The organism is Streptomyces sp. NPDC097107 (assembly GCF_044762405.1).
GTDB lineage: Bacteria > Actinomycetota > Actinomycetes > Streptomycetales > Streptomycetaceae > Streptomyces > Streptomyces thinghirensis.
Genome location: NZ_JBIWEF010000003.1, coordinates 615,082 through 624,714, shown reverse-complemented (window position 1 = coordinate 624,714; position 9,633 = coordinate 615,082). Strand labels below are relative to the sequence as shown.

Sequence of the window (9,633 nt, the reverse complement as noted above, 5' to 3'; positions counted from 1 at the left end):
TCCAACTCCTTCGCGGACCAGACCCTGGCCCAGATCGAGCTGTTCACCAAGCCCGACGAGTACCCGACCGACGTCTACGTGCTGCCCAAGCACCTCGACGAGAAGGTCGCCCGGCTCCACCTCGACTCCCTCGGCGTCAAGCTGACCACGCTCCGCAAGGAGCAGGCCGACTACATCGGCGTCAAGGTCGAGGGCCCGTACAAGGCGGACCACTACCGCTACTGAACCAACCGGGAGGACGTGTGCACCACGAACAGGAAACGGAGCACGAGCGGCGCTACGGCGGCCCTCCGCGGCCACCCGTCCTCCTGCTCGCCGGCGTGGACGACGATCCCGCGGAGTCCCACATCGTCCGGGGCGTCGACTGACCGCGGCGGGCAACGCCACGCCCGGCGCCACCCCGTCCGCTCAGTCTCCGAGGACGTGGGCCGACTGCTCCCGGTACCAAGCCGAGCAGGCAGCGAACCGTGCCTCGAAGCCAGGTCCCGGGTCGAGTCCGACCTGTCCCCATATCGATGACGTGTCGTACCAGTGGTCCTGAGTGAGCAGGGCGTACTGGTGATCGGTGAGTTCCGGTAGCGACTGCCGCACGAGAGCGCGATGGTCGGCTGCCGGCACTCGGCGCGGCGCCGGCAGCCGGAGGGCGGACCGCAGCTCGGCGAGCAGCCGCGCCATGGGCAGTGGCCGGGGGTGGGCGACGTGGTACGTCCCGCCTCCGTCGGGCACCCCGGCTCCGTCGACCAGTGCTACGACGACCCGTGCGAGGTCTCCCACCTCGATGACCGAACTGAGCGAGGTACCTCCAGCCGGCCAGGCCGGTACCAGACGGAGCAGCCGCGACACCGCGGGCACGAACCAGCGGTCGCCCTCTCCGTAGACCAGGTGTGGCCGCAGAACCGTTCCCCTCGCGGCCCGCACCTCCTGCTCGGCGCGCAACCGCGAGGAACTCGCGGGTGAGGCCGGGGCCGGCTCCACCTCTCCTTCGGCCGGACCCCGGTGCGGGCCCTCCCCGTAGACGGAGGCTGTGCTGAGGTAGATGAAGCGCCGCACTCCCGCACGGCGCGCTTCTGCGAGCAGCGCCCGCGTTCCCTGATGGTTGACGTCATGACACTGCTGGTGGTCGCGGCCCACATAACTGGCCGCATGGACGACGGTGTCGATTTCGGAGCACACGCCGCGCAACGATCGCGGGTCGGCCAGATCCCCCCTCACATGACGTATCGCGGCGCTCCCTGCCCCCGTGGGCACGCGGCGGGACAGGACGTGCGGCCGTGGTGCGCGGTTACGTCCGTCGTCCTGCCTGGTCATGGCACCGAGCACAGCCCTGCCGATGAATCCGGTGCCGCCCACGACGAGGACCGATCCAGCCGACGGCCCGGTCACCGCCCTGTGCCGTCGTGGACGGCCACCCGGCAGGTCGCCGCGACGGAGCCGCCCTGGTGGAAGTCGACGACGAGTTCCCGGCCACCTCGGGGCAAGCGCACGGCATCGTCCGAGGGCGACACGATGCACGGCGAGTCGAACTCCACGTACTTGCGGAACACGGCATCGCAGCCGATGAGCAGACCGTCGGGAAGCCGCAGCGCGGCGAGCGCCGCCTGCCGCGCCGCCTCCATGATCACCATGCCGGGCTGGTGGTCGACGGCATGGTCGAAGAGCACAGGGTGGTCGGCCTCTGCGCGCAGCGGACGTGCTCCGTTCACGCACTCGGCTCCCAACACGACGTCGAACTGACAGGTGCGGCCGACCAGTTCGGGGCTGACTCCGCCCGGTACCTCACGCGGCGCGGTCGCCTCCGCACGATCGCCCCGCAGCTTGCGGTACACGGCCGGGCTGACGCAGTTCGCAGTCAGCCGCCCGGATCCGATCCGTCTGCCGCCTCGGTGCGCAACGACGTCGTACGCGTACGACGAGACGACGTTTCTGCGGCGAATCACGTCACGGAGGGTCACCTCGAGGACCACGTCGGCGGGCTGACGGCCCAGTCGGGCACCCTCCTCGGTTATCTCGAACGACATCGTCTCGGTGAGGAAGCTGAAGCCCAGGGGAATCTTCAAGGCTTCGTGGGCAAGGAGCAGTCCCGCCTGTCGAATCGTTTCGGCGAAGAGCATGGGGTCGTGCCAGCAGCCGGCCACGGCTCCGTAATAGCTGTGCCCGCGCGACCACTGGGCACCGATGCGGTAGACATCCTCCCGGCAGCGGCTGACTCCGGTCAGCAGTACTTCCGAGATCGCGGCCCGGTGGACGAGCGCGCGGGGCACCGTCCGCTCGAAGAGTTCGGGCCCGGCCGTCACGACGGCCTGAGTGAAATCCGTTCGGTCGGCTTGAAGAAGCGCAGTCATCCTGACCTCCTGAGATGTGCTTTTGGCGCAGCAACAAGGGGTTGAGCAGGAAAAACAGCAGAGACGCAGTCGTTCGGCACCTGATCGATGACGACAAGAATACTAGGCGACTGGTATTTTTTGGCAAGAGAGTAGAAGATTGACCGCAGCGGAAGTCGCGGTGATCACCGGAAGGATGGAAGACCACCATCCGCATCGCGGCAGTCAGGAGGCGGTTGTGGCGAGAGCACGGCAAGAGCGGGCGGAAGTCACGCGGGAGGCGATTCTCGACGGAGCGGCGAAAGCCTTCGACGCGACAGGCTTCGGCAACACCAGCCTGACGGACATCTCCCGGGAAGCCGGCGTGACCAAGGGTGCTCTGTACTTCCACTTCCAATCCAAGGAAGCCCTGGCGCACGAGCTGATGACGGATCAGTTCGACGTCACGGCCGTACTGGATCATGCCGAGCGGCCGGGCGTTCAGACCGCCATCGACATCACGCACCGGATGGCCTACGAACTGCGGTCCAGCGTGCGCGTGCGCGCGGGGATCCGGCTGGTGATAGAACTGGGCTCGTTCACCGATCCGAATCCGACGGTCTACAACAAGTGGATCGAAACGCTGCGGGACTGCCTGGCGCCGGCACAGGGCCGGGGAGACGTCAAGCCGGAGGCCAACATCACCGACGTGTCCGTCTTCGTCGTCGGCGCCTTCGCCGGAGTGCAGATCATGTCCCAGGTCCGCAGTGGGCGTGAGGACCTGCACGAGCGCGTCTCCGATATGTGGTCGCTGCTCCTGCCGGGGATCGTCCCGCCCCGCAGGGTCGCGAGGTTCGAGCCCGCGGGCTCGCTGCACCTGCGCGCCTCACTCGACCTGCCTCCCATGGTGCAGGCCGCTGTCGCGGTGGGCTGAGCACCGGCAGCATGGGCGGGTCGACCACATCAGGGTGCTCGGCCCGCCCGCCCGTGTGCTGCGTCAGAGGCGCGAACCGCCGCTGGCGTCGATGCACTGCCCGGTGACCCACCGGGAAGCGTCGGACGCCAGAAAGGCGACAATGTCGGCAACGTCGGAGGGCCGACCGATCCGCCCGAACGCGGACCAACTGGCCAGCTCGGCGCGCGCCTCCGCGGACGATCGCTTGCCCGCGTTCATGTCCGTCTCAACGAAGCCCGGGTTCACCGCGTTCACCGTGATGTCCCGGTCACCGAGCCCCTTGGCCAGGGCGAGGGTGAAGGTGTCCACGGCTCCCTTGGTCATCGAGTACACGATGGACTCGGGATAGGCGATCCGCGTGGCGGCGGACGAGATGTTGATGATGCGACCGCCGTCACGTAGGTACTTGAGTCCCTTCTGGACGAGGAACACCAGTGCTCTGGAGTTGACGGCGACGAGCCGGTCGAAGAGTTCCGGCGTCACTTCCTCGATCCTCGCGGACCCGCTGACCCCCGCGTTGTTGACCAGTATGTCGAACTCCGGCCCTCGCCCTTCCCGTGCAAGTCCCGCTTCGAAGCCGGCATAGAGTGTCTCGACGTCCCCAGGCACTCCCAGCTCCGCCCGCACCGGGAAGGCCCGCCCCCCGTCGTGGCGGACCAGGTCGAGCGTCTCTCTCGCGGCCTCCTCGTTGCTGCCGTAGTGGACGGCGACCAACGCGCCCTCCCCGGCAAGCTTTCGTGCGACCTGCCGTCCGATTCCCCGGCTGGCCCCCGTGACCAAGGCCGTCCTGCCTGCGAGTGTGCCCATGTCCGAACTCCCCCTTACAGCGATCGGCTACGGCCGTTGAACAAGCGATGCGATTCTCAGCACCGTTCCTCGAGCGATGGGGCATGCGCGAGCGGAGCCACGGTTCTCACCGTCCGTTCCGTGCCCTCAACTCTAAGGAGAGGGAGCACCAGTTCCCACAGATCGCTCAACCACTTCTCGGTCTCCTTGCGCGACACTCGCGTCCAGGTCAGCGTCTCGACCCCAGACACGGCCGCCGTCACCATGGTGCGCGCCGACGCGTCGGCCACGGACCTGCCGAGCTCTCCGTTGCGGCGTGCGTGGTCCAGCAGTCTCCACAGCCGACTGAGCCAGAGCGGATAGAAGTTCAGTGGTGCGGGGCGGCCGTTCACCCGCTCACGGGTGATGCGCACGCTCGCCATGACGAACGCGTCGTCACGAAGGAGCCGGTTGAGGGCGTGCGTCAGGTCCACCACGACTTGCAGGAAGATCGGCTCCGCCTCGCACAGCTCCTCCACCATCGTCTCGAGCACGTCCTGAGCTCGGGCCAGGACGGCGTCTGCGAGCTCGTCCTTCGTCGAGAAGTGAAAGAAGAGGGCGCCCTTGGTCACGCCGGCCGATCGGCTCACGTCCGCCAGTGACGCCTTGACGAACCCCTGAGAAGCGAACTGATCGGCGGCCGCCATCACGAGTCGCTCCATCGTGCGTTCCGACCGCTCCTGTCTCGCCATCGTTGTCAGCCTCGCTAAAGAAATACGGTCGGATGGTTTTTGGAGGTTCCGTGTGAGTATCAGGCGACTCTGGAGACGATCCCGGCCGAAGAGGCAGGAAGCGACAAGCCGCGGAGCGCCAGGCGCCGCACAGGAAGCAGATAGGCGGCGTCGGCCAGGTCCGCGAGCACCTGCGTGACCCCGCCTCGCCGCAGACTCGCGGCGACCCCTTGGAGCTCCCGCCACGATCCCCCCCTCGCCCCACCCACGAAGACCGGTCTGGCGACCGCGCCGGCGGCCACCAGCTCCCGCAGGCCCGCCAGCTGACGGACGACGATTCTGGCACTGTCGCCGCAGATCAGCAGCAGAGCCTCCGCATCCTGGCGGCCCGACAGCTCCGCTGCCGCCTGGTCCAGGGTGACGCCGGTACCGAGATTCGCCGCACGGACGCCACGGCAGTTCAGACGCATGGACACCAGGAAGCTGTCGGCCGGGGACACCAACTCGCCGATCGCACCGACGACGACCGTTCGCGCGCCAGGACCGTGTTCGAGCTCCATCACCGTCTCCCTCTCCAGCAGTCACAGAGCGAACGGATGCCGCCTGCCCTCTCGTCTCATCCGACACTTGACTCTAAAAACCGGTCGAATGGTATGTCAAGCAAGGTCGGTCGAACGGCTTGTTTTGACGGTCGGAGTGGGCGAGAAGGAGATGCCTCGCACCTGCTCCGGGCTCACCGCACGCTGGAAGGGGACGAAGTCGTGCACGGCGAGCACGAGGTGCCCGCGGGAAGATGGTCTTCGTAGATCTGAACGTCGAGGAAGGTGCCCTCCGGAACGTGACAGTCCCCTGGGAATTCCTGCTGGAGTGGAGCCCGACGTGGCGATCCTCTCCATCGACAAAGCCCCGGAGGGCGCCCCCTCTTCCACGGACACCGCAGGCCTCGCAGCCCGCATCACGACGGGGCAGCCGGAGTCGACCGTAGTGCTCGGACTGACCGCGTCACAGGCGGCCGCTCAGGTGAGCCTTGATTGCCTGAAGAGCAGCATGGGCAGCCGATCCCTGGACCAGAGCCGAGGCCGCGCACGCCCTGTGGGCCGTGACAGGAGACACCGAGAGCGCTGTCCCGATCCTCGTCGAGATCGTGCAGGAGCTGACCGACGGCACCCACCTGCCGGTCATGCTCCCCGCTGTGCGCTACCTGACGCGGATGGGCCACGCCGCCCAGCCCGCAGTTCGACTCCTGCGCGATCTCCCAGCGAGTGACCGGCGCATTCACTACTTCGGCGGCTGGCGCGCCTTCGCCGAGGACGAGTCCCTTCACACTGCCGTCGACGAGTTGCTCGCCACGGCCCACTGGTCGGGTTCTCCGACCGGAGAGCTGGGCGGCGTACACGGCCGGACAGATCAGTTGTTGACGTCCTTGCTGAAGTCTTCGGCACACGCGTCTCGTTCGCTCTGAGAGTCGGCGTGCTGGACGCAGTCATCGAAGTCCTTGAACTCGTCCGAGTTCAGGATCGACGCTCCGATCGCGATGATCACGGCGGATGCGATCACTCCCAGCACACCGAGCACCGCGCCGACGATGGACATCTTGCCGTGTGGCGCTCTTCCGCCTCGCGCCTTGCGAGCTCCGACGATGCCGAGTACCAGGGCCAGGAGTCCGAGCACCACACCGCCGACGACGGTCCAGAAGAGAAGGACAGCCAGAATGCCGAGAACCAGTGCGGCTACGGCCAGCCCGTTGCTCCGTTTGATGCCGGTGTCGTGGTGCGTCTGTGAGGTCCCGTGCGGTGTTGCGGGGTGTTCCGGAAAGGACACGTCGTCACGCTCATCTCTTGTCTGGTTCCGGTAATTGCCGTAACTGCCAAGTGCCCCGGAGCGGACGACGGATGTCTTCTTCATGCGACTGAAGGATGCTCGCCTCCGACGTGAGCCGGCCGGCTCGGTCCGGCTGCTACTCCTGGTACTGCGTCAGGTCGATGCCGAACATCGCAACGTCGTAGCCGTGGACCGGGTGCTGTGTCGTCCCTTCCGCCTGCATGCCGAGCTTGTCGAGTACGTTCATGGAAGCCCGGTCGCCCGTCCGGCAGGCGGCGACCACGCGGTCGAGGTGACGATCCTGCACGGCGAATTCCAGCGTTGCGTGCGCTGCTTCGGAGGCGTATCCCTGCCCCCAGAACACCCGCCCGAGCCGCCAGCTGATCATCACCTGACCAGCGACCTCGGTCGGAGCGTCAGCGACGGAGAGGCCAACGGCGCCCACCACCTCGCCGGAGCCCAGGAGCTCGACCGCGAACAGGCCGAACCCTTCCTCGTCCCATTCCTCCTCCCACGCCTCAATGTCCTCGGCCGTCTGCTCCAGGGAGCGCGGCTTGCCGTCGCCGATGCTCTGCATCACCGCCGGATCAGCATGAATCTCGGACAGGGGGACAAGGTCATCGTCCAGCCAGCGACGCAGGACAAGACGAGGAGTTCGGATCTCGGTCATGATCCCATCTTCCCGCCGCGGGGGCGGGAAGGCGAACCGCGGTGCCGCATCCTGGCCGGCGTTCGCGTCCTCGGTGAAGAAGTGGACGCCGGGAGCGAGCGGGCAGGCGCCAGGAGGACCACGGCTGACTGACCGGGCGTGATGTGGCCATCACGGGATGCAATCGTTTCAAGAAGGCGGTACCTCCGGCTCGAAGATGTACGGCCGGGTGAAGGTGACCGCCTCGAAGCCGCGCTTGCGCAGGATCGGTTCGGAGGTTGGCAGCGCATCGGTGACCAGCAGCGCGCAGCCACGCTCCCTGGCCTGCCGCAGCCGGGAGCCGACCACTGCGGTGAAGAAGCCCTGCCGACGGTGGGTCGTCTTGGTCCGGGCACCCGCCAGCTCGGCGAACGGGCTGCCGGCCTGGAAGTGGACCCGTCCGCAGGAGACCGGCTCGCCCTGGGCATAGGCGATGTGCACGCTCACCACGTCAGGCTGCTCCTCAAGCAGCCGAGCCAGCTGCCGGCGCTCCTCGTCCGCGTTGGGCCGGCCGATCTGGCGGGAGATCTCGGCGTAGTCGTCGAGCTCGGCGGCATCGGTCACCTGCCGCACGTCGTAGCGCGTGATGTCGAAGAGGGCCGATGACGCCTTGACGACCGGGAGCACCAGCACCTGCTCCTCCTCGTCGGGTTCGAAGCCCGCTGCTTCGAGCGCGACGGCCAAACCCCGCTGCCTGTCATGGCCGTAGACCTTCCACTCAAGGGTGTAGCCGCCGGACCGGGCGAGTTCCCGCTCTGCGCGGACCAGTGCGCCGACTTCGCCGTCCGCCGGGTCGGCGAAGACGATCCGGCACTCCGAGCCATCCGCCGAGTACTCACGCACCAGGTCGGCGTGGCCGGCGGCGACACCGCTCGCGCGCCGCAGGGCGTCGAGTTCCGCCAGAACCTCGTCTCCGGCTGCTTCGTTCATGTCGGTCCTGCCTAGTCAGACGCCGTCGAACGCCCCGGCCAGGGCCTTGCTCAGGGCAGTGTGCATGACGATCTGTCGGGATGAACCGCTCGTCACGTCGCCCGAGTACGTGTCCGCCCTGGCTGCGTACGCCGCGGTGAACCGCTCGGCGGCCTCCCGGAGCTCGCCTTCGCGCTGCGGGTCGTAGGACTCCTGCGACGAGTGGCCCGCACGGCTGCGGTCGACGTAGGAACCGGTCGGTAAGGGACGGTTCAGTCCGTGGCGAGCATGCCTTCCCGCAGGCGGGTCAGGAGGCGGGAGATCAGGCGGGAGACGTGCATCTGGGAGATGCCGAGGCGTTCGCCGATCTCCTTCTGTGTGAGTTCCTCGACGAACCGCCAGTGGATGATCTGCCGGTCGCGCTCGTCGAGTTCGGTGATCATCGGGCCGAGGGCGTGGAAGTCATCGACCAGCGCGAGAGCGGCGTCCTCGGTACCGATGAAGTCGGCCAGGGCCGATTCGCCGTCCTCGCTGCCGTTGATCGTTGCGTCCAGGGAAGAGGAGTTGTAGCCGTTGGCCGCCAGGCGAGCCTCGCGGACTTCCTCTTCCGGCAGGCTCATCAGCTCGGAGAGTTCCCTGGTCGTCGGGGTGCGTCCGAGACGGCTGCGCAGTTCCTCAGTGGCGCGGGCCAGCTGCACACGTGCCTCCTGGAGGCGGCGCGGTACGTGCACGGCCCAGGAGGTGTCGCGGAAGAAGCGCTTCATCTCGCCGACGATGTACGGCACGGCGAAGGAGGTGAACTCGACCTCGCGGGAGATCTCGAACCGGTCGATGGCCTTGATCAGGCCGATCATGCCGACCTGGACGATGTCCTCCATCTCCTCCGGACCACGGCTGCGGAACCGGCCGGCCGCGAAGCGGACCAGGGACATGTTCATCTCGATCAGCGTGTTGCGCGCGTACTGGTACTCGGGCGTGCCCTCCTCCAGCACCACCAGCTGATCGAAGAAGAGCTTCGACAACTCCCGTGCGTCCCGGGGCGCCACCTTCGACGGGTCCGCTACCTCCGGCATCGCCGTGGTGCACTCCGTGGCCTGCATGGTCGTCGTCGCCATGATCTTCCTTCCCGATAAGACGCCCCGGCAGTCGCCGACCACCCGGCCGACGATCCAGCGCCTACCCCGCCATGCGCTCCGCATGCCCCCAACCACCGGGCGACGCGAGCCGCTTCCCATCGCAAGCACTGCCGCTGGGGCGGGCATCCCCCGGTATCGAGCGGCGGGCCGCGCCGGGCTGACGTCCCAGGACGAACGTCCTTCAACCCGTGCGGGTCGGGATGGCCGGCAGGTGGCTGTCGGAGGGTGAAGGAGACCGAGCGTGGACGCCCCACATGCGGCCGGCGGCGCCGGCCCGGCGACGTCCGGGAGGACTGCGCTGAAGGAGAGCCCGCTGCCCGGCCGTAGC

Annotated in this window: 13 protein-coding genes; 4 read left to right on the top strand and 9 right to left on the bottom strand. The window is 67.7% G+C overall.

Translation table 11 applies throughout. The features are described from left to right. Together ACIQ1J_RS10160 and ACIQ1J_RS10155 are read left to right on the top strand one after the other, a co-directional pair. On the top strand, window positions 1-225 hold a 225-nt coding region (locus ACIQ1J_RS10160; protein ID WP_403555784.1), incomplete at its 5' end, for an adenosylhomocysteinase. Window positions 226-242: 17 nt separating this feature from the next. Beyond that, window positions 243-368 (top strand): hypothetical protein, encoded by a 126-nt coding sequence (locus ACIQ1J_RS10155; RefSeq protein WP_403555782.1) that lies wholly within the window; start codon window positions 243-245, stop codon window positions 366-368. 40 nt (window positions 369-408) lie between these two features. Here ACIQ1J_RS10155 and ACIQ1J_RS10150 read toward each other — a convergent pair whose 3' ends face one another. Continuing rightward, entirely contained in the window at window positions 409-1,350 is a 942-nt protein-coding gene (locus tag ACIQ1J_RS10150) for an NAD-dependent epimerase/dehydratase family protein (RefSeq protein ID WP_403555780.1), read from the bottom strand. A 29-nt stretch (window positions 1,351-1,379) separates the two neighbouring features. After that, a complete protein-coding gene (locus ACIQ1J_RS10145) occupies window positions 1,380-2,342 on the bottom strand; it encodes a ScbA/BarX family gamma-butyrolactone biosynthesis protein (protein ID WP_403555778.1) in 963 nt (320 codons plus the stop codon). A 139-nt stretch (window positions 2,343-2,481) separates the two neighbouring features. On the opposite strand from ACIQ1J_RS10145, the gene ACIQ1J_RS10140 reads away from it, so the two are divergent. Next, the gene (locus ACIQ1J_RS10140; RefSeq protein ID WP_403555776.1) at window positions 2,482-3,234 is read left to right on the top strand and encodes a ScbR family autoregulator-binding transcription factor; all 753 of its coding nucleotides are present in this window, start codon (window positions 2,482-2,484) and stop codon (window positions 3,232-3,234) included. A 63-nt stretch (window positions 3,235-3,297) separates the two neighbouring features. Here ACIQ1J_RS10140 and ACIQ1J_RS10135 read toward each other — a convergent pair whose 3' ends face one another. From ACIQ1J_RS10135 to ACIQ1J_RS10125, 3 genes are read right to left on the bottom strand one after another with little or no spacing between them, the layout of a single operon-like run. After that, window positions 3,298-4,062 (bottom strand): SDR family oxidoreductase, encoded by a 765-nt coding sequence (locus ACIQ1J_RS10135; protein WP_403555774.1) that lies wholly within the window; start codon window positions 4,060-4,062, stop codon window positions 3,298-3,300. A gap of 56 nt (window positions 4,063-4,118) precedes the next feature. Then, window positions 4,119-4,772 (bottom strand): ScbR family autoregulator-binding transcription factor, encoded by a 654-nt coding sequence (locus tag ACIQ1J_RS10130; RefSeq protein ID WP_403555772.1) that lies wholly within the window; start codon window positions 4,770-4,772, stop codon window positions 4,119-4,121. A gap of 59 nt (window positions 4,773-4,831) precedes the next feature. Continuing rightward, entirely contained in the window at window positions 4,832-5,311 is a 480-nt protein-coding gene (locus ACIQ1J_RS10125) for a hypothetical protein (RefSeq protein WP_403555770.1), read from the bottom strand. Window positions 5,312-5,850: 539 nt separating this feature from the next. On the opposite strand from ACIQ1J_RS10125, the gene ACIQ1J_RS10120 reads away from it, so the two are divergent. Then, on the top strand, window positions 5,851-6,213 hold the full coding sequence (locus ACIQ1J_RS10120; protein WP_403555768.1) for a hypothetical protein: 363 nt from the start codon (window positions 5,851-5,853) through the stop codon (window positions 6,211-6,213). Here the strand turns inward: ACIQ1J_RS10120 and ACIQ1J_RS10115 are convergent. The 4 genes from ACIQ1J_RS10115 to ACIQ1J_RS10100 form a co-directional block, all read right to left on the bottom strand. Then, entirely contained in the window at window positions 6,159-6,572 is a 414-nt protein-coding gene (locus ACIQ1J_RS10115) for a DUF4190 domain-containing protein (protein ID WP_403555827.1), read from the bottom strand. The two genes, ACIQ1J_RS10120 and ACIQ1J_RS10115, sit on opposite strands and share 55 nt — an antisense overlap. 136 nt (window positions 6,573-6,708) lie before the next feature. Further along, window positions 6,709-7,242, bottom strand: coding sequence for a GNAT family N-acetyltransferase (locus tag ACIQ1J_RS10110; protein ID WP_403555767.1), 534 nt, complete (start codon window positions 7,240-7,242; stop codon window positions 6,709-6,711). A 168-nt stretch (window positions 7,243-7,410) separates the two neighbouring features. Further along, complete coding sequence (locus ACIQ1J_RS10105) at window positions 7,411-8,190, bottom strand: GNAT family N-acetyltransferase (protein ID WP_403555765.1); 780 nt, start codon at window positions 8,188-8,190, stop codon at window positions 7,411-7,413. A 251-nt stretch (window positions 8,191-8,441) separates the two neighbouring features. Further along, window positions 8,442-9,284 (bottom strand): RNA polymerase sigma factor SigF, encoded by an 843-nt coding sequence (locus ACIQ1J_RS10100; RefSeq protein ID WP_403555763.1) that lies wholly within the window; start codon window positions 9,282-9,284, stop codon window positions 8,442-8,444. Between the last annotated feature and the right edge of the window lie 349 nt (window positions 9,285-9,633).

Bases quoted from the DNA above. Each gene is read 5' to 3' on its own strand.
- ACIQ1J_RS10145 (WP_403555778.1), bottom strand. From the start codon at position 2,342: ATGACTGCGCTTCTTCAAGCCGACCGAACGGATTTCACTCAGGCCGTC.
- ACIQ1J_RS10135 (WP_403555774.1), bottom strand. From the start codon at position 4,062: ATGGGCACACTCGCAGGCAGGACGGCCTTGGTCACGGGGGCCAGCCGG.
- ACIQ1J_RS10130 (WP_403555772.1), bottom strand. From the start codon at position 4,772: ATGGCGAGACAGGAGCGGTCGGAACGCACGATGGAGCGACTCGTGATG.
- ACIQ1J_RS10125 (WP_403555770.1), bottom strand. From the start codon at position 5,311: ATGGAGCTCGAACACGGTCCTGGCGCGCGAACGGTCGTCGTCGGTGCG.
- ACIQ1J_RS10110 (WP_403555767.1), bottom strand. From the start codon at position 7,242: ATGACCGAGATCCGAACTCCTCGTCTTGTCCTGCGTCGCTGGCTGGAC.
- ACIQ1J_RS10105 (WP_403555765.1), bottom strand. From the start codon at position 8,190: ATGAACGAAGCAGCCGGAGACGAGGTTCTGGCGGAACTCGACGCCCTG.
- ACIQ1J_RS10100 (WP_403555763.1), bottom strand. From the start codon at position 9,284: ATGGCGACGACGACCATGCAGGCCACGGAGTGCACCACGGCGATGCCG.